The sequence below is a fragment of the Streptomyces changanensis genome (genome assembly GCF_024600715.1).
GTDB classification, from domain to species: Bacteria; Actinomycetota; Actinomycetes; order Streptomycetales; family Streptomycetaceae; genus Streptomyces; species Streptomyces changanensis.
This window is the reverse complement of sequence record NZ_CP102332.1, coordinates 3065869-3084264: the sequence shown is the minus strand read 5'-3', so window position 1 is coordinate 3084264 and position 18396 is coordinate 3065869. Positions and strand designations below refer to the sequence as shown.

Sequence of the window (18396 nt, the reverse complement as noted above, 5' to 3'; positions counted from 1 at the left end):
CCCCCAGGCCGCGAATGGCATGCGGCGCCGAGGCCGTGAAAGGGCGTGTGGTGCCCGGGCCGGGCGGGGGATGGGGTCCCAGGCCGGGTAGCGGGGTGCGGTGGCGTCCGGGCACACGGCACGCCGTGGCGGGGCCCTCCGCGCGGACGTCGTGGGAGGCCCCGGCAGCGAGCGCCCCCGGCAACAGTCCCCGGGCCGTGCGGCGCCTCCCCGCCGGGGAAGGGCGTGCGGCGCGCGGGTCGCGGAGGGGCTGCGGTGCTGCCCGGGCCGTGGAGGGACCGCCGTGGTGCTGGGGAGGGGCGGCGGGACGGGGGCTGGGCGGGGGGCGCGGCCGGGGCGTGTTCCGGGGCGGACCGGCGTGGGGCAGTAGTGGGTGGCCACTACTCTGGACCCGTGACTATTCGGCTGTACGACACCAGCGCCCGGCAGATCCGCGACTTCACCCCGCTCAGGCCGGGCTGCGTCTCGATCTACCTCTGTGGCGCCACCGTGCAGGCGGCTCCCCACATCGGGCACATCAGGTCCGGGCTGAACTTCGACATCATGCGTCGCTGGTTCGCCTACCGGGGCTACGACGTGACGTTCGTGCGGAACGTCACCGACATCGACGACAAGATCATCGCGAAGGCCGCCGACCAGGGCCGCCCGTGGTGGTCGATCGGGTACGAGAACGAGCGCGCGTTCAACGACGGGTACCGGGCCCTCGGCTGCCTCCCGCCGACCTACGAGCCCCGCGCCACCGGCCACGTCACCGAGATGGTCGAGATGATGCGCGGCCTCATCGAGCGGGGCCACGCCTACGAGGCGGACGGCAACGTCTACTTCGACGTGCGGTCGTTCCCCGGGTACCTGGAGCTGTCCCGGCAGGACCTGGACGAGCTGCGCCAGCCGTCCGGCGACGGCGAGACCGGCAAGCGCGACCCGCGGGACTTCGCCATGTGGAAGGCCGCCAAGCCCGGCGAGCCCAGCTGGGAGACCCCCTGGGGGCGCGGGCGCCCCGGCTGGCACCTGGAGTGCTCGGCGATGGCCCACAAGTACCTGGGCACGGCGTTCGACATCCACGGCGGTGGCCTCGACCTGGTCTTCCCGCACCACGAGAACGAGATCGCGCAGGCCAAGGCGTACGGCGACGAGTTCGCCCGGTACTGGGTGCACAACGCCTGGGTCACCATGAGCGGCGAGAAGATGTCCAAGTCGCTGGGCAACTCGGTGCTCGTCAGCGAGATGGTCAAGCAGTGGCGCCCGGTCGTCCTGCGCTACTACCTCGGCACCCCGCACTACCGCTCGATGATCGAGTACAGCGAGGAGGCCCTGCGCGAGGCGGAGTCCGCGTACGCCCGCATCGAGGGCTTCGTGCAGCGCGTCGTGGAGAAGGCGGGCCGGGTCGTCGAGCCGGCCGCCGAGGTCACCCCGGCCTTCGCCGAGGCGATGGACGACGACCTGGGCGTGCCACAGGCGCTGGCGATCGTCCACACCACCGTGCGGCAGGGCAACAGCGCCCTCGCCGCCGACGACAAGGACGCCGCCGTGACGTGCCTCGCCGAGGTCCGGGCGATGCTGGGCGTCCTCGGCCTCGACCCGCTCGACCCGCAGTGGGCCGGCGGGTCCGACGGCGGCGGGGAGCTGCACGGCGTCGTCGACGGCCTCGTGCGGGTCGTCCTGGACCAGCGGGAGGCCGCCCGCGCCCGCAAGGACTGGGCGACGGCCGACGCGCTGCGCGACCGGCTCGCCCAGTCGGGGCTGGTCGTCGAGGACGGCCCGGACGGCCCGCGCTGGACGCTGGGCGCCCGCTGACGCACTCTGGAACGTGCCGCCCGGCCCGGCCGGGCGGCACACTGACGTAGTACGACTGTGAAGTTTGACGGAGACAGGTAGGTCATGGCCGGGAACAGCCAGCGCAGGAACCGCCGCACCAGCAACAAGAAGGGCGCGACGGTCGGCAGCGGTGGCCAGCGGCGCCGGGGCCTGGAGGGCAAGGGCCCGACGCCGCCCGCGTCCGCCCGCAAGGGCCACGTGAAGAACCGCGTCGCCAACGCCAAGGCCCGCCAGTCCCAGCGCCGCCCGGTCGCCCGTCGCGGCGGCAAGGGCCAGTCGGAGATGGTCGTCGGCCGCAACCCCGTCTTCGAGGCGCTGCGCGACGGCGTACCGGCGACGACGCTGTACGTCCAGCAGTTCATCGACAACGACGAGCGGGTGCGCGACGCGCTGAAGCTCGCGGCCGACCGCGGCGGGATCAACCTCATGGAGGCCCCCCGCGCCGAGCTGGACCGGATGACCAACGGCCTCAACCACCAGGGCCTCGTCCTCCAGGTCCCGCCGTACGAGTACGCCCACCCCGAGGACCTCGCCGCGGCCGCCTTCGACGACGGCGAGGACCCGCTGATCGTCGCCCTCGACGGCGTCACCGACCCGCGGAACCTCGGCGCGATCGTCCGCTCGGTGTCGGCCTTCGGCGGCCACGGCGTCGTCGTGCCGGAGCGCCGTGCCGCGGGCATGACGGCGGGCGCCTGGAAGACCTCCGCCGGTACGGCCGCCCGCACCCCGGTCGCCCGCGCCACCAACCTGACGCGTGCCCTGGAGGCCTACCAGAAGGCCGGGCTGACCGTCGTCGGCCTCGCCGCCGAGGGCGAGACCGAGGTCGGCGACCTGGCGGCGCTGGAGGGCCCGGTCGTCATCGTCGTCGGCAGCGAGGGCAAGGGCCTGTCCCGGCTCGTCGGCGAGACCTGCGACGTCCTCGTCCGCATCGCCATGCCGGGCGGCGCCGAGTCGCTGAACGCCGGCGTCGCGGCGGGTGTCGTGCTGTACGAGGCGGCGCGCCGCCGCGCCTGACCCGTCCGCACCTTCCGTCACACCGTCCCGAGACCCGTCATGATCTTGACGGGTCTCGGACATTCAGGGGCCGTCAAGGCAGTGTCCTAACGGCGCATCACTCGGTTAGATGAGTGTGGACACCAGAACGCCCCGGCCCGGGTTCGATGATCAGCCTGCGCTGAGCATGGTCAAGGTGAACAGCGACCCCGCGCAGGTCATCGTGAACCACGCCAGTTTCCGGGTACAGCTCGCCCCGGTGCAGTCGCACCGGTTCGCCGACACGGCCCGCCTGCCCGTCATGAGCGGGGTGGTGCCGGGAGGGCGGCGGCGCGCCCCCGTCGTGTGGAGCGGCAAGTCCTCGCCCGGCGACCCCGGCGCGACCGGACTCCTCCAGGCGATGCGCGACTCCGCCGCCGTCGACACGCTCGAACGCCGCTCGGCCGGCGCCCCCTTCGACGGCGCCCTCCTGGGCGGCGACGGCGGCGCGACCCGGCTCATCCCGCGCGTCGACCTCTCCGACGACACGATGCCGACCCCCGTCGTCGGCGGCCCGCGCGGCCCCGAGACCCCGCTGCTGCCGCCGATGCGGCGCGCCGAGGGGGCGTACGACGCCCGCCCCGACGCGCACCCCCACGACGCGCACCCCCACGACGGGTACGACGACGCGTACGACGACGACGCGTACGACGACGACGATGACGGCTCCGCCGCGCACCAGCGGCACGCGTACTACCCCGATCGCCGGATGAACCTCGGGGTCGTGCTGCTGCCGCTGCGCGTCTTCCTCGGCCTCATCTCGGTCTACGCCGGTATGGGCAAGCTCTGCGACCCCGTCTACTTCGACGGCGGGGAACGCGGCTCCATGGTGAAGTGGTTGACGTCGCTGCACCCGTGGCCGCTGGCCGAGCCGCTGCGCGACTTCGCCCTGTCCCACCCGGTGGGCGCCGGTCTGACCATCGCGTTCGCACAGGTCATCGTGGGTGTCCTCACGATCCTCGGCCTGTGGCAGCGGGTGGCCGCCGTGTTCGGCGCCCTGCTGTCGGCGGCGCTGCTGCTCACGGTGAGCTGGCGGGCCGTGCCGGTGTACGACGCGCCCGACATCATCTACCTGGCCGCCTGGTCGCCGCTGATCATCGCCGGTGCCCCGGTGTACTCCGTCGACGGACGCCTCGCCGGCGAGGCGTGGCGGACGCTCGGCCCGCGGTCCGCGCTGTGGGAGCTGCGCCGGCGCGTGCTGCGCCGCGGCACGGTCGTCGCCGCGGTCGTCATCGGTCTGACCCTGCTGATCGGCTCGGTGCTGGGCGGGGCGGTGCGCTCCTCCGACCTGATCACCGTGCCGGGGCCGAACGCCGACCCGACGAACCACCTGCCCGGCCAGCCCCTTCCCGAGGAGCCGCGCAGCGAGGCGAGCCCCGAGGCGTCCAGGGAGCCGGAGCCGACGGTGTCGGCGTCCCCGTCCGCGTCCGAGGTGCCGTCCGAGGCGCCCACGGCCGGGCAGGAGGCGACGCGGGAACCCGTCCGCGAGGAGGACCGCGTCGAGGAGGAGCGGCCCACGGCCTCCCAGGGCACGGGCGAGCGTCCGGAGCAGTCCCAGCCCGAACCGCCCCCGACCTCCAGCGCGGGACCGACGTCCAGCGGCGGCTCCGGCGGCGGCCCGGAGGAGGACTCCGGCTCGGGCGGCGCCGAGGACGGTTCGTCGGGCGGATCCGGTGGATCCGGCGGCAACCGCAACCCGCTCGGCGGCCTCCTGGGCTGACCGGTCCGCAGCGGCCCACCGAGGGCGGCCACCCCGTGGGGGTGGCCGCCCTCCGCGGTGTCGCGGGTTCCGTTTCCCGGAACCGGCAACGTCTGTTGCCGCCCCCGGGACGGCCGGGGTGCAATGGCCGGCATGGGCCAGCAGACACCGGACATGGAACAGGCGTTGGCCGCGGTCGGCCCGCGGCTCAGACAGCTGCGCCGGCGGCGCGGCGTGACCCTCACGGCGCTCTCCGAGACGACGGGCATCTCCCGGAGCACCCTCTCGCGGCTGGAGACGGGCCTGCGGCGCCCCACCCTGGAGCTGCTGCTGCCGCTCTCCCAGGCCCACCAGGTGCCGCTGGACGAGCTGGTCGGCGCACCGGAGGTCGGCGACCCGCGGGTCCGGCTCAAGCCGCGTACCGTCCACGGCTCGACCGTGGTGCCGTTGACCCGGCTGCCGGGGCCGCTCCAGACGTACAAGATGGTCCTCCCGCCGTCCCGTGCCACCCCCGACCCCCGCACCCACGAGGGGCACGAGTGGCTGTACGTGCTCGCGGGGCGGCTGCGGCTGGTGCTGGGCGATCAGGACCTGGTGCTGGGGGCGGGTGAGGCGGCCGAGTTCGACACGCGGGTGCCGCACTGGTTCGGCAGCACGGGCGACGGGCCGGTGGAGGTCCTGAGCCTCTTCGGGCGCCAGGGCGAGCGGGTCCACGTCCGCGCCCGGACCCGCCGGTAGGGCGTGCGGGGAGGGCCCGGCCCTGCAGAGGGGCTGGAAACGCCGGGAGGGCGCGGACGCGCTGGTGGGCCGGGACGCGCTGGTGGGCGTGGGACGCGGTGGTGGGTCCGGACGCGCTGGGGGCGCGGACGCGGTGGTGGGTCAGGACGCGCGGGAGGGCCGGGCTTCAGGGGGCCCGTCCGCGGGGGAGCGCCCTCTGCGGGGGAGCGCCCGGCAGGCCCGTCCGCGGGGGAGCCCGCCCACGGGAGGGCGGGCTACGGGAGGGCGGTCTGCGCGGCCAGTTCGCGGGCGGCCTCGGTGAGGTCCTTCGCGGTGTCGATGGCCCGCCAGTAGGCCCCCTGGGGGAGTGGGAAGCCGGCGAGGCGCTGCTCCCGGGCGAGCCGGGGGAACGTGGTCCGCTCGTGGTCACCGCGCTCGGGCAGCAGCTCCCGGAAGGACGCGGAGAAGACGTACACCCCGGCGTTGATCAGGTACGGCGACGGGGGCGACTCGATGAAGTCGGTGATGTGGCCGAAGGCGTCGGTCTCGACGGCGCCCCACGGGATGCGGGGGCGGGCGAGGGCGAGGGTGGCCGTGGCGTCCCGCTCGGTGTGGAAGCCGGCCATCTCGCGCAGCGAGAAGCGGGTCCAGATGTCGCCGTTGGTGGCGTACCAGGGCTCGTCGGCGTGCGGCAGGTGCGCCGCCGCGTGGCGGAGGCCGCCGCCGCGCCCCAGGGGCTCGTCCTCGACGACGGTGGTGACGTGCAGCGGCAGGTCGGCGCCGGCCAGCCACTGCTGGAGGACGTCCGCGAGGTGGCCGCAGGAGACGACGGCGTGGGTCACGCCCTCGGCGGCGAGCCAGGACAGCTGATGGCCGATGATCGGGGTCCCGGTGCCCGGGATCTCGACCATCGGCTTGGGGCGGTCGTCGGTGTAGGGGCGCAGTCGCGAGCCCTGGCCGCCTGCCAGGACCACGGCTTGCGTGGGGGTGGTGTGCATACCGGGCACGATAGGCGTACCGCGGTGGCCACAGGGGGCGCTCCGCGGTTCAGCTCGCGCCCGCCACGCCGCCCGCGAACGACGTGTCGCAGACGGGCCGGGAGTACGACTGGGCCTCGGTCGGGCCGTAGACGCGGACGGCGGCGGTGCCGAGCTCACGGGCGATCGACATGCAGTGCCGGGAGAGGGACGGGCTCTGCTCCACGGCGCGCTGGAGGTGCGTCAGGGCGACGCCCGGGTCCTTCTGCTCCAGCTCCGTGAGAAGCCGCTCGCGCAGCAGGTCCTCCGGCGCGCGCGGCTTGGCGGGCACGGAGACGTTCTCCGCGGAGGCGGTGAGGAGCTGGGTGTCGGAGGGCGGGCCCGCCCAGGGGACGCTGGTGACCGCGAGGGTTCCGGAGAACACCAGAACGACGGGCAGGACGAGGGCGAGTGAGCGGCCGATGCGGCGTGCTGTCTGGTTCACGGAGGCGAGCGTAGCGCTCGGTGAAGTTTCAGCGACAGTCAGTCACTCTCACGAGGGAGCGTTTTCTGCTCCTTTTCGAATTCCGTGTTGACGAGCGGGAGACGAAACGGCCGCTGTGCCGGGGTATCCGACGGCTTTCCGCCCGTCAAACGCGAACGGCCCCGCGTGGGTACGCGGAGCCGTCCGTGAGTGTTCTCGTGAGGCGGTCCCTGGCGGCGCGGTGGGCGCCGGGAGCCGTCAGTCGCTGAGGCGCTCGCCCGTGGAGGTGGCGAAGACGTGCAGCTCGCCCGGGCGCGGGACGACGTGCAGCTCGGAGCCCTTCTCCGGGATGGCGCGGCCGCCGACACGGACGACGAGGTCCTTCAGCTCGCCACCGACCTGGGCGGAGCCGTAGACGTAGCCGTCGGCGCCGAGCTCCTCGACGACGTTCACCGAGACGGCCAGGCCGGCCGGGGCGGAGGGGTCCTTGGACAGGGACTGCCCGGCGTCGGCGCCGCCGTGCTCGAGGACCTCGAAGTGCTCGGGGCGGATGCCGACCGTCACGGTCGTGTCGCCGCGGTCGGCGGCGGCGGAGAGCGCGTCGCGCGACACCGGGACGACGCTGTTGCCGAACTTCACGCCGCCGTCGGTGATCGGGACCTCGACGAGGTTCATGGCGGGGGAGCCGATGAAGCCGGCGACGAAGAGGTTGGCCGGGCGGTCGTACATGTTGCGCGGCGTGTCGACCTGCTGGAGGAGGCCGTCCTTGAGGACCGCGACGCGGTCGCCCATGGTCAGGGCCTCGACCTGGTCGTGCGTGACGTACACGGTGGTGATGCCGAGGCGGCGCTGGAGGGACGCGATCTGCGTGCGGGTCGAGACGCGGAGCTTGGCGTCGAGGTTCGACAGCGGCTCGTCCATGAGGAAGACCTGCGGCTCGCGGACGATGGCGCGGCCCATGGCGACACGCTGGCGCTGGCCGCCGGAGAGGGCCTTCGGCTTGCGGTCGAGGTAGTCGCTCAGGTCGAGGATCTTCGCGGCCTCCTCGACCTTCTTGCGGATCTCCGCTTTGTTGACGCCGGCGATCTTGAGTGCGAAGCCCATGTTGTCGGCGACGGTCATGTGCGGGTACAGCGCGTAGTTCTGGAACACCATGGCGATGTCCCGGTCCTTCGGCGGCAGGTGCGTGACGTCGCGGTCACCGATGCGGATGGCGCCGCCGTTGACGTCCTCGAGCCCGGCGAGCATGCGCAGGGAGGTGGACTTGCCGCAGCCGGAGGGGCCGACCAGGACGAGGAACTCGCCGTCGGCGATCTCGATCTCCAGCTGGTCGACGGCGGGCTTGGTGCTGCCCGGGTAGAGCCGGGTCGCCTTGTCGAACGTGACAGAAGCCATGGTGATGGGTCCCTTCACCGGCAGGAACGTGCCGGACGATCCGAGTAAAGGAAGGATGGGGGCGGGTCCACCCAGGTGGACCCCCGGTGACGCTACCCGTCGGACCCGGCCCTGTCAGCAGTCCGGGATCGGTGAAATTTTCGACCGGGCGTCGGAGCGGTCCGGTTACACTGGCCCGGCTGCCGCCTTAGCTCAGTTGGCCAGAGCGCTTGACTTGTAATCTTGAGGTCGTCGGTTCGATTCCGACAGGCGGCTCCACCGGAGGACCCCCGGCCCGTGCAGGGCCGGGGGTCCTCCGCGTCGCGGGCCCGCTGCGGCGTCGGCCGCGGCCCGTGGGCGGCCGGCCTCGCGGGCGGGTCTACGGGCCGGCCTCGGGCGGGTCTACGGGCCGGCCTCGCGGGCGGTCGGGACGGGGGTGGACGGCGGGGGTCGGGGCCGGGCAGGCTGCGGGCATGATCCGTACCGCCACGCCTGACGACGTGCCCCTCGTCCACGCCATGATCCGCGACCTCGCCGAGTACGAGAAGGCGCTGGAGGAGGTGCGGGCCACCGAGCGGGACCTCCACGAGGCGCTGTTCGGGGAGCACCCGGCCGCCTTCGCGCACATCGCCGAGGACGAGCGCGGCGAGGCCGTGGGCTTCGCGCTGTGGTTCCTCAACTTCTCCACCTGGCGCGGCGTGCACGGCATCTACCTGGAGGACCTGTACGTACGCCCCGAGGCGCGCGGGGGCGGGCACGGGAAGGCGCTGCTGCGGGAGCTGGCGCGGATCTGCGTGGAGCGCGGCTACGAGCGCCTGGAGTGGTCCGTCCTGAACTGGAACGCCCCGTCGATCGCCTTCTACGAGTCCCTCGGCGCCCGCCCGCAGGACGAGTGGACGGTGTACCGGCTGACGGACGGTGCGCTGGCCGCGCTGGGGGCGGCGGAGTAGTCCGTCGCCGGTGGGGTGCCGTCGGCGGGGGCCCGGCTCCGGTGGCGGGAGGTGGTGCCGTCGGTGGGGCGAGGCGGGGCGGTCCGGCTCCGGTGGGGTACGGCCAGGTGGTCGCGGTGGGTCGTCACCGTGCTGTGCCGGGCCGCTCGTGGTTCCTCAGGGGACCAGGACCACCTTGCCCGTCGTGCGGCGGGTCTCCAGGGCGCGGTGGGCCTCCGCCGCCGCGGCGAGGGGGAAGCGCTGGACGGCCGGGCGCAGGCGGCCGGTGGCGGCCTCGGTGAGGGCGCGGGTCTCCAGGGTGCGGACGTCGCCGCCCGCCCGGTCGAGCATGACGCGGCCGAGGACCTGCTCGGAGGTGATGCCGCGGTCGGCCAGTTCCCCGTCGGTGAAGGTGAGCGGCCCGCCGTCGTGGAGGCCCCGGCCGGACCAGCCGAAGACGACGTGCCTGCCGCCCTCGCCGAGCAGGTCGACGGCCGTCCGGCCGGTGTCGCCGCCGACGGAGTCGTAGAGGACCGTGGCGCGGCGGTCGCCGCCGAGGAACGCGCGGACCTCGGCCGCCCAGTCGGGGCGGGTGTAGTCGACGGCCGCGTCGGCGCCGTTGGCGCGGACCCGGGCGACCTTCGCGGGGCCGCCCGCCAGGCCGACGACGACGGCGCCGGCGTTCTTCGCGTACTGGACGAGGAGCGTGCCGATGCCGCCGGCCGCCGCGGGGACGATGACGACGTCGTCGGGGGTGAGATCGGTGAACTGCACGATGCCCATCGTGGTGCGGCCCGTGCCGATCATGGCGACGGCCTCCGCCTCGTCGAGCCGGGCCGGGATCACGTGCAGCCGCGCGGCGTCCACGACGGCGCGTTCGGCGTAGCCGCCGGGGGCCATGCCCAGGTGGGCGACGACCCGCCGGCCGAGCCAGGCCGGGTCGGTGCCCTCGCCGACCGCGTCCACCCGGCCGGCGACCTCGCGACCCGGGACGGTGGGAAGCTCCGCCGGGGCCGGGAACGGGCCGGGCATCCCCTCGCGCAGGGCCGTGTCCAGGAGGTGGACGCCGGCGGCGGCGACGGCCACGCGCACCTGACCGGGGCCGGGGACGGGGTCCGGGAGCTCTTCGAGGACGAGGTTCTCGGCGGGGCCGAAGGCGTGCAGGCGGATCGCGCGCATGGTGGGATTCCTGTCTGTCTCCCGCCCCCGGCCGGCGGTGCGGCGGGGCAGCGACGGCCGGGGCGGCGGTGTGCGGGTGGGCGAGTGACAGGCTGGTACCTCGATCAAGGTTGAGGTCAAGGGGTACGGGAAGCGGGGTGCCTGGTGCCCCGGCCGGCGGGTGCGTCGAGGGCTCCCAGGGCGAGGAGGGCCGCTTCCCGCCCGCTCGTGAACGCCACCTCCGCCAGGACGCCCGGTGCCGCCACCGCGTCGCCCGCGAGGAACACCCCGTCGCCGCGCGCGATCGCCGGCCGGTCCCGCCATGTCGTCCCCGGGCGGTCGACGGCGCCGGTCCGGCCGGTCGCGAGGGCGTCGCGGCGCCACACCATCCGGTCGCGCCAGCCCGGGAAGCCGAGGTCGAGCAGGCGCTCCGCGCGGGCGAGGCCCTCGTCCCTCGACGCCCCGGGACCGACCGGGAACTGACCCTGGAGCAGCTGCCTGCCGGCGGGGGCGAGTGTCGGGTCCTGCGCGGTGAACCGCTCCAGCCAGCCCGGCGCGTCCAGGTCGGACACGACGAACGGGTCGCCCTCCCGGGTGCGCAGGGCCAGGTCCAGCAGGGCCGTACGACCGCTCTCCCAGGTCAGCGACGGGTCGCCGAGGAGCCGCCGCGCGGCGGCCAGCGACGTGGCGACGACGACCGGCCCGTCGGCGGTGCCCGGCAAGGTGTCGACGCGTGCACCCGTCTCCAGGCGCACGCCCAGCTCCCGGGCGCGCGCCGCCATCCGCTCCACGACCCGCCCCCAGCCACCGCGCGGGTAGCGCGCCTCGGGCGGCAGCGCGGCGGAGCGGTGCAGCCGCTCCTGGACGAAGCGGGCCGACAGCGACCCGGGGTCGTGGTGGAACAGGGCCACACCGCTGTAGTGCGTGGCCGCGCGGGCGGCGGCGGGGCCCACCTCGGCGCCGGCCCAGGTGGCGAAGTCCAGGTCGACCGGGGCCCGTCCCGGGGAGCGGCGCGCCAGGCGCAGCAGCCCGAGCGGCGGGGTGCGGCGCAGGGCCCCGTCGCGGTGGAAGCGGAACCGCGCGCCTTCGCGGGCGGGCAGGGGCGCCATCGGCCCGAGCAGCCCGCGCGCGGCGAGCCAGGACCAGTGCGGGCCGCGGCGGTACAGGGCGTGCGGGCCCTCGTTGGTGCGGTACGGGTGTTCCGCGGTGCGCGCGCGGCCGCCGGGGGTGCGGTGGGCCTCGTACAGCGTGACGCGGGCGCCGCCCTCGGCGGCGGTGATCGCCGCGGTGAGTCCGGCGAGGCCGGCGCCGACGACGGTGACGTGCCGGACGGGACGGGGGGTCATGGTGGCTCCTCGGTGGATGGGGACGGGCTGTCACCGAGAAGGACCGGGCAGGGGAGCGGTTCGTTACGGGCGGGTGGGGCAGGGCGGGTGGGGGTGGGTGGGCCCGGTGCGGGGCCGGGCTCGGGGCGCGGCGGGGTACGGGTCCGGGGCGGTGCGGGGTACGTGGCGGGGGCCGGGTCCGGCCCGGTGGTCAGGGCAGGCGCGGGAAGCGGGCCTGGAGGTCCCAGACGACGGGGTTGTCGGCGAGGCCCTCGTGCATGTCGACGAGGTCCGCGATCAGGTCGTGGAGGAAGTCCCGGGCCTCGCGCCTCAGTTCGCCGTGGCCGAAGGTGAGCGGCGGCTCGTCGCCGGGCATCCAGTCGGCCTCCACGTCGACCCAGCCGAACCGCCGCTCGAACAGCATGCGGTCGGTGGATTCGGTGAAGTCCAGCTCGGCGTACTGCGGCTTCGCCGCCCGGCTGCCGTGCGGGTCGCGGTCGAGCTGCTCGACGATGTCGCAGAGCGCCCACGCGAAGTCGAGCACCGGCACCCACCCCCAGGCCGTGGACACCTCGCGGTCGGTCTCCGGGTCGGCGAGGTACACGTCCCCGCAGAACAGGTCGTGCCGCAGCGCGTGGACGTCCGCGCGCCGGTAGTCGGTCTGCGGGGGGTCGGGGAAGCGGCGGGAGAGCGAGTAGCCGATGTCGAGCACGTACGCGATGGTGTCACGTCCCCGGCGGGCCGCGGCCCGGGGCACCGCGCCCGGCGCGGGCGCACCGCGTACCGGGCGGACGCGGCTCCGGTGCGCCGGCCCCGGTGCGCCGACTCCGGGCGGTGCGGCCCCGGCAGGCTCGGCGCGGACCCCGGCGCACCCGGCGTGATCCGGCGCCGGCCCGGCGTACCCGCGCCGACGCGGGCCCGGCGTACCCGCCCGGGCCTCAGGGGACCAGGCGCCGCTCCTTGGCCACCGCCACCGCGCCGGCGCGCGTGTCGACGCCGAGCTTGGCGTAGATGCGGCCCAGGTGGGTCTTGACGGTGGCCTCGCTGATGAAGAGCGCCCGGGCGATGTCGCGGTTGCCGAGGCCGTGGGCGAGCTGGCCGAGGATGTCGCGCTCGCGGGCCGTGAGGGCGGGCGCCGCCGCGCCGCGCGCCCGGTCCAGGACTCGGCCGGCGACCGGCGCGGAGAGCGCTGTGCGGCCCTCGGCGGCGGCGCGGATCGCGGCGAACAGCTCCTCGGGGCGTTCGGCCTTGAGCAGGTAGCCGGTGGCGCCCGCGTCGACGGCCCGGGTGACGTCGGCGTCCGTGTCGTACGTGGTGAGGACGAGGACCCGTACGTCGGGTGCGGCGATCCGCCGGGTCGCCTCGACGCCGTCCATGCCGGGGCCGAGCTGGAGGTCCATGAGGACCACGTCGGGCCGCAGCTTCGCGGCCGCCGCGACGGCCTCCTCGCCGCTGCCCGCCTCGCCGACGACCTCGACGCCCGGCTCGCTGCCGAGCAGGGCGAGCAGGCCGGCGCGGACGACGGCGTGGTCGTCACAGAGCAGGACCCGGACGGTCCCGGGGGTGTCGGGGGTGGGCGTGCTGCCGGTGTCATCGGTGACACCGGGGGCGCTGGGGGTCGTGGGGGTTCCCCGGGTGTCGGGGGCGCCGGTGCTGCCGGGGTCCGGGGGTGTCATCGTCGGGCCTCCAGGGGGACCGAGGCGGAGAGCACGGTGCCCTCGCCGGGCGCCGACTCGACGGTCAGCGTGCCGCCCAGGGCCGCCAACCGGGCGCGCATCGCCGGCAGGCCGTGGCCGCGCGCGTCGGTACCGGGCGGCGGCGCGGCGGACGGGTCGAAACCGCGGCCGTCGTCGGCCACGTCCAGCACCACCTGGTCGTCGAGCCGGGTCAGCGTGAGCGCGGCCCGGGTGGCCCCGGCGTGCTCCCGTACATTCGCGAGGGCGCCCTGCGCGATCCGCAGCAGCGCCGACGCGACCCGGTCCGGAAGCGCCGCGTCCGCACCCTCGGCGTGGAAGCCCACCAGGAGGCCGCCGGTCGTCTCGCGGGCGGCGAGGGCGCGCAGCGCCGGGGCGAGGCCACCGCCCCCGGCCAGGTCGGCGGGGGCCAGGTCGTGGACGAAGCGGCGGGCCTCGGCGAGGTTGTGCTCGGCGATGGCGGCGGCGGTACGGACGTGGTGGCGCGCCGTCTCGGGGTCGCCGTCCCAGGTGCGGTCGGCGGCCTGGAGCAGCATCCGCTGGCTCGACAGGCCCTGCGCGAGCGTGTCGTGGATCTCCATCGACAGCCGTTGCCGTTCCGCCAGGGTGCCCTCGCGCCGTTCGGTCGCCGCCAGGTCGCGGCGGGTGCGCAGCAGGTCCGCGATGAGCGCCCGCTGCCGTTCCGCCTGCCGGCGGGCGTGCAGGAACACGGCCGTCGCGATGGCCGCCGCGGCGGGCGGCGCCACGAGCGTGACCGGGTCGAGGCCCGGGTCGGCGAGCCGTTGGAGGGCGCCGACGACGAAGAGGGTCAGCAGCGTGACGAGGGCGAGCGCGGCCCGCCGGGGAAGCAGGCGCAGCCCGGTGAACAGCAGCGGTACGGCGCACAGCGCGAAGCTCGGGGCCGCCACCACCAGCACCGTCCAGACCACCACGACGGCCGCCAGCCAGACCCGGCCGCGCCGGGAGGCGGGCGCGGCGGCGCCGGGCCCGAGGGCGTACAGCGCCGCCAGCGCGACCGACAGCGCCACGACCCACGCGCCCCGCCCGTCCCAGGGGTGGCGGAGCAGGAAGCGGGCGAGCGAGGCGGCGAGCAGCAGGAAGAACGCCACGTGCATGACCCGGGCCAGCCCCCGGGCATCCCGCTCGACGCCACCGTCCGCGGCAACGCCGTCCGGGCCGTCGTCCGTCTCGTGCGCACCGCCGGCACCGCCGTGCGCACCGCCCACGCCGTACGCGCCCTCGCCCGTGCCGCCGACCCCGCCGACCCCGCCGTACGGGCCGTCGGGGGAGGCGGGGTGCCGGGGTGTGTCCGGCGGGTCGATGTGCGTCACGCCCCCATCCTCCGCCCCTGCGCGCCGTCCGGCATCAACCGATCGGCCGACCCCTCAGTCACCCGCTTCGGCGACGCGGAACCGCAGGTCACGGCGGGATGGTGGAGGCGTTGCACCAGCCGACCCCACCCCGGGAGCCCCCGTGAACGACCACCGCACCCCGTCCCCCCGCCCCGCGTCCCGCCGCACCTGCCTCCTCACCGGTGCCGCCGTCGCCGCCGCGCTCGCCGCCGGCACCTTCGGCGCGGTGTCCGCCAACGCCACCACCCCCACCGCCGCCGCCGGTGCCCCGCAGCGGACCGTCACCGCCGCCGAGGCCGGCGACCGGAACGTCCACCGGACCAGTCACCTCACCGTCGACGCCGCCACCCGCGCCGCCCAGGCCGCCCTCCAGGCCGCCCGCGAGGACGGGCAGCGGGTGAGCGTCGCGGTCGTCGACCGCGCCGGCAACACGATCGTCGTCCTGCGCGGCGACGGCGCCGGACCGCAGTCGTACGCGTCGGCGGAGCGCAAGGGCTTCACCGCCGTCTCCTGGAACGCCCCCACCTCCGCGCTCGTCAAGCGCCTGGAGACCACGCCCAACCTGAGGGACATCCCCGGCACGCTCTTCCTCGGCGGCGGCGTGCCCGTGGCCGCGGGCGGCGCGCCGATCGCCGGGATCGGCGTGGCGGGCGCGCCCAGCGGCGCCCTGGACGAGGAGTACGCGCGGGCCGGTGCCGCCGCCCTCGGCCGCTGAGACGCCGACACGCTGACGCCCCGATGCCCCGATGCCCCTTGCCTCCGACGCCATGGCGGGCCCGCCGCCTGACGGCCCGGCAGCCCTGACGCCGCCACCGTCCTGGCGGCCCGGCCATCCGTACGCGGGCCACCGTCCTGACGGCCCGGCCGTCCCGACGCCGCCACCGCCCTGACGCCCTGGCGCCCTGACGCCCTGACAGACAGGCCTCGCGTCCCGGCCCGGCCTAGGATCGCCGTGTGAGACGAGGGAAGAGGGTGCGCGGGCTCGCCTCCGCGTCGCTCGCCGTGGCGCTGCTCGCGGCCGGCTGCACGCAGGGCGTCACCGGCACGCCCGGCGCGGCCGGGCTGCGCGACCCGTACTTCCCCCGCCTGGGCAACGGCGGGTACGACGTACGGCACTACGCGCTCACCCTCGCCTACGATCCCGGCACCGGTCGCCTCGACGGCACCGCCGAGATCACCGCCCGCGCCACGCAGGACCTCAGCGCGTTCAACCTGGACCTGGCCGGGCTCACCGTCCACGGCGCCACCGTCGACGGTGAGCCGGCCTCCGTCCGCCGCGCCGGGCAGGAGCTCACCCTGCGGCCGCGCTCCGACCTCGCCCGCGGGGCGACCTTCCGCACGGCCGTCCGCTACTCCGGCACCCCGCGCACCGTCACCGACGCCGACGGGTCGCGGGAGGGCTGGCTGCCCACCGACGACGGGGCGCTCGCGCTGGGGCAGCCGGCCGGGTCCACGGCGTGGTTCCCCGGCAACCACCACCCCTCCGACAAGGCCACGTACGACGTGACGGTCACCGTCCCCGAGGGCTACCGGGCGATCGGCAACGGCCTGCCCGGCCGCGCCCGCACCGCGGACGGCCGTACCACCGTCACCTGGCGGACCACCGAACCGATGGCCGGCTACCTCGCCACCCTCGCCGTCGGCCGGTTCGACGTCACCACCAGCCGCACTCCGGCCGGGCTGCCGGTCGTCACGGCCACCGACCGCACCGTCACCCGCGAAGCCGCGCCGGTGCTCGCCCGGCTGCCCGAACTGCTCGGCTGGCTGACGGAGAACCTCGGCCCGTACCCCTTCACCTCCGCCGGCGTGATCGTCGAGCGGGAGGGCGACGCGGGGTACGCGCTGGAGACGCAGACGCGGCCGGTCATCCCCGCCGACCAGTTCACCGTCGAGATCCTCGTCCACGAACTGGCCCACCAGTGGTACGGGAACTCCGTCTCCCCCCGCTCCTGGCGCGACATGTGGCTCAACGAGTCGTTCGCGACCTACGCGGAGTGGCTGTACGCGGAGGACTTCGAGGACCGGCCCGCCCAGGAGAACCACGAGGAGGCCTTCGCCGACCCGGCCAACTGGGCGTTCCCGCCCGCCGAGCCGCCGACCGCCGCCGACATCTCGCAGCCGCCCGTGTACGGCAGGGGCGCGATGGTGCTGCACAAGGTGCGCCAGGCCGTCGGCGACGACGCGTTCTTCGGCCTGCTGCGGGGCTGGGCCGCCGAGCACCGGCACGGCAACGCCTCGACGGACGAGTTCACCGCGTACGTCGAGGAGGAGACCGGCGAGGACCTGACGGAGGTCTGGGACACCTGGCTGTACGGCACGGAGAAGCCGGACGCGCCCTGAGCCGCGACGGCCGGCCCGGACGGGGTGCCCGGGACGCCCGGGACGATGCTGATGGCCGGGACGTCCGGGACGTCCGGGACGGCGGGGGCGGTCGAGACGACGTGGCCAGCCGGCATGGCGGGGGCCAGCCGGCACGGCGGGGGGACCGGGTCATCGGGGGCGGGTCGCGGTAGGTCGCGGTGGGTCGGGGCGGACGGTCACAGGGGCTTGCGCAGCACCACGCAGTCGCGGCCGCGTTCCCGGTCCCGGCGGCGGGCGACCTCCTGGTAGCCGATGGCCCGCCAGAAGGTGAGGGCCCGGCGGTTGCCGGCGAGGACGGCGAGCTTGACGCCCGTGCGGCCCCGCTCCCGGAACCGCTTCTCGACGATCTCCGCCAGCTCGCGGCCGAACCCCATGCGGTGGTCGCGGGCGTGGACCATCAGCAGCCCGATCCACGGGTCCGGATCGTCCGGGTCGGGGTGGTGGGCGAGGGTCACGGCCACGCCGATCACCCGGCCGTCGGACCGCGCCAGCAGCACTTCGGCGTCCGGCCTGGCCAGCTCCTCGGCGAGCGAGGTGGCGACCTGCTCGGGCCGGATGTCGTCGGGGTCCGGGAAGTCCCCGCTGAGCTGCTGGAACTCCCGGTTCGAGGCGTACAGCTCGGTGAGTTCGGTCAGGAGCGGGCCCGGGAGGGCGCTCTCCTCGCCGAGCTCCAGCGGTTCCACGATCATGCGGCCCACAGTAGGCAACGGAACGCGCCCCGGCGCGCCGTACGCCACCGGCCCGCGCCCTACGCCACCGGCCCCGCGCCCGTACGCCGCCGGGCCCCGCGCCGTCGCGCGGAGCCCGGTGGCGTCATGCGGCAGCGGCGCGCGCGGGGGCGCGCCGGTGCACCGGTCGGAACGTCAGACGTTCACGCCGAAGTCGCGGGCGATGCCCTCCAGGCCGGAGGCGTACCCCTGGCCCACGGCGCGGAACTTCCACTCGGTGCCGTTGCGGTAGAGCTCGCCGAAGACCATGGCGGTCTCCGTCGCGGCGTCCTCGCTGAGGTCGTAGCGGGCGATCTCGGTGCCGCCGTCCTGGTTGACGATGCGGATGTAGGCGTTGCGGACCTGGCCGAAGTTCTGCGAGCGGTTCACCGCGTCGTAGATGGAGACCGGGAAGACGATCTTGTCGACGTTCTGCGGGAGGCCCGCGAGGTTGACGTTGATCTGCTCGTCGTCACCGCCGCCCTCACCCGTGCGGTTGTCGCCCGTGTGGACGATCGTGCCGTCGGGGGTGGTCTTGTTGTTGAAGAAGACGAAGTGCGCGTCGGAGGCGACCTTGCCGGCCGCGTCCACGCCGATCGCCGAGGCGTCGAGGTCGAAGTCGGTGCCGGTGGTCGTGCGGACGTCCCAGCCGAGGCCCACCGTGACGGCGGTGAGGCCCGGGGCCTCCTTGGTCAGCGAGACGTTGCCGCCCTTGGACAGGCTTACAGCCATGGAAGTGCCTTTCCCTTGCCTGAGTACTCGATGGCGTCACAGCTCATAACGCCGGGCACGC

At 75.3% G+C, this 18396-nt stretch carries 17 protein-coding genes and 1 tRNA gene; 8 read left to right on the top strand and 10 right to left on the bottom strand.

The features are described 5' to 3' along the window. Window positions 1-393 precede the first annotated feature (393 nt). The 4 genes from cysS to NRO40_RS13560 all read left to right on the top strand — a co-directional run bounded on the left by cysS (window position 394) and on the right by NRO40_RS13560 (window position 5284). Window positions 394-1794, top strand: a complete 1401-nt coding sequence (gene cysS / locus NRO40_RS13575; protein ID WP_058944149.1) for a cysteine--tRNA ligase — start codon at window positions 394-396, stop codon at window positions 1792-1794. Window positions 1795-1878: 84 nt separating this feature from the next. Continuing rightward, window positions 1879-2829: a 23S rRNA (guanosine(2251)-2'-O)-methyltransferase RlmB gene (gene rlmB, locus NRO40_RS13570; RefSeq protein ID WP_058944150.1), complete on the top strand. Its 951-nt coding sequence runs from the start codon at window positions 1879-1881 to the stop codon at window positions 2827-2829. 109 nt (window positions 2830-2938) lie between these two features. Then, window positions 2939-4567: a DoxX family protein gene (locus NRO40_RS13565; protein WP_079047349.1), complete on the top strand. Its 1629-nt coding sequence runs from the start codon at window positions 2939-2941 to the stop codon at window positions 4565-4567. Between the two features lie 123 nt (window positions 4568-4690). After that, window positions 4691-5284, top strand: a complete 594-nt coding sequence (locus NRO40_RS13560; RefSeq protein ID WP_058944152.1) for a helix-turn-helix domain-containing protein — start codon at window positions 4691-4693, stop codon at window positions 5282-5284. Window positions 5285-5538: 254 nt separating this feature from the next. Here the strand turns inward: NRO40_RS13560 and NRO40_RS13555 are convergent, their stop codons facing one another. The 3 genes from NRO40_RS13555 to NRO40_RS13545 form a co-directional block, all read right to left on the bottom strand. Further along, window positions 5539-6261: a nucleotidyltransferase family protein gene (locus NRO40_RS13555; RefSeq protein ID WP_058944153.1), complete on the bottom strand. Its 723-nt coding sequence runs from the start codon at window positions 6259-6261 to the stop codon at window positions 5539-5541. Window positions 6262-6310: 49 nt separating this feature from the next. Further along, the gene (locus NRO40_RS13550) at window positions 6311-6724 is read right to left on the bottom strand and encodes a hypothetical protein (RefSeq protein ID WP_058944154.1); all 414 of its coding nucleotides are present in this window, start codon (window positions 6722-6724) and stop codon (window positions 6311-6313) included. A gap of 237 nt (window positions 6725-6961) precedes the next feature. Continuing rightward, window positions 6962-8098 carry an ABC transporter ATP-binding protein gene (locus NRO40_RS13545; protein ID WP_058944155.1) on the bottom strand — a complete coding sequence of 379 codons (1137 nt, stop codon included), beginning with the start codon at window positions 8096-8098 and terminating at the stop codon, window positions 6962-6964. A gap of 181 nt (window positions 8099-8279) precedes the next feature. Here NRO40_RS13545 and NRO40_RS13540 point away from each other — a divergent pair. Continuing rightward, window positions 8280-8356, top strand: a tRNA-Thr gene (locus tag NRO40_RS13540). 194 nt (window positions 8357-8550) lie between these two features. Continuing rightward, the gene (locus NRO40_RS13535) at window positions 8551-9027 is read left to right on the top strand and encodes a GNAT family N-acetyltransferase (protein ID WP_058944156.1); all 477 of its coding nucleotides are present in this window, start codon (window positions 8551-8553) and stop codon (window positions 9025-9027) included. Window positions 9028-9183: 156 nt separating this feature from the next. Here NRO40_RS13535 and NRO40_RS13530 read toward each other — a convergent pair whose 3' ends face one another. The 5 genes from NRO40_RS13530 to NRO40_RS13510 all read right to left on the bottom strand — a co-directional run bounded on the left by NRO40_RS13530 (window position 9184) and on the right by NRO40_RS13510 (window position 14298). Next, window positions 9184-10185 carry a zinc-binding dehydrogenase gene (locus NRO40_RS13530; protein WP_058944157.1) on the bottom strand — a complete coding sequence of 334 codons (1002 nt, stop codon included), beginning with the start codon at window positions 10183-10185 and terminating at the stop codon, window positions 9184-9186. Window positions 10186-10301: 116 nt separating this feature from the next. Further along, window positions 10302-11510, bottom strand: coding sequence for a phytoene desaturase family protein (locus NRO40_RS13525; RefSeq protein ID WP_058944158.1), 1209 nt, complete (start codon window positions 11508-11510; stop codon window positions 10302-10304). Window positions 11511-11700: 190 nt separating this feature from the next. Further along, window positions 11701-12201 (bottom strand): hypothetical protein, encoded by a 501-nt coding sequence (locus NRO40_RS13520; protein ID WP_058944172.1) that lies wholly within the window; start codon window positions 12199-12201, stop codon window positions 11701-11703. Window positions 12202-12427: 226 nt separating this feature from the next. After that, complete coding sequence (locus tag NRO40_RS13515; protein ID WP_079047351.1) at window positions 12428-13165, bottom strand: response regulator; 738 nt, start codon at window positions 13163-13165, stop codon at window positions 12428-12430. Next, a complete protein-coding gene (locus tag NRO40_RS13510) occupies window positions 13162-14298 on the bottom strand; it encodes a sensor histidine kinase (protein ID WP_058944174.1) in 1137 nt (378 codons plus the stop codon). The genes NRO40_RS13515 and NRO40_RS13510 overlap by 4 nt, the downstream gene beginning before the upstream one ends. A 358-nt stretch (window positions 14299-14656) precedes the next feature. On the opposite strand from NRO40_RS13510, the gene NRO40_RS13505 reads away from it, so the two are divergent. Together NRO40_RS13505 and NRO40_RS13500 are read left to right on the top strand one after the other, a co-directional pair. Continuing rightward, window positions 14657-15250 (top strand): GlcG/HbpS family heme-binding protein, encoded by a 594-nt coding sequence (locus tag NRO40_RS13505; protein WP_058944159.1) that lies wholly within the window; start codon window positions 14657-14659, stop codon window positions 15248-15250. A gap of 239 nt (window positions 15251-15489) precedes the next feature. Further along, complete coding sequence (locus NRO40_RS13500) at window positions 15490-16875, top strand: M1 family metallopeptidase (RefSeq protein ID WP_058944160.1); 1386 nt, start codon at window positions 15490-15492, stop codon at window positions 16873-16875. A gap of 197 nt (window positions 16876-17072) precedes the next feature. Here the strand turns inward: NRO40_RS13500 and NRO40_RS13495 are convergent, their stop codons facing one another. Both NRO40_RS13495 and NRO40_RS13490 read right to left on the bottom strand, forming a co-directional pair. After that, window positions 17073-17585, bottom strand: coding sequence for a GNAT family N-acetyltransferase (locus tag NRO40_RS13495; protein ID WP_058944161.1), 513 nt, complete (start codon window positions 17583-17585; stop codon window positions 17073-17075). A gap of 174 nt (window positions 17586-17759) precedes the next feature. Beyond that, complete coding sequence (locus tag NRO40_RS13490; RefSeq protein WP_058944162.1) at window positions 17760-18335, bottom strand: TerD family protein; 576 nt, start codon at window positions 18333-18335, stop codon at window positions 17760-17762. Window positions 18336-18396: the final 61 nt, after the last annotated feature.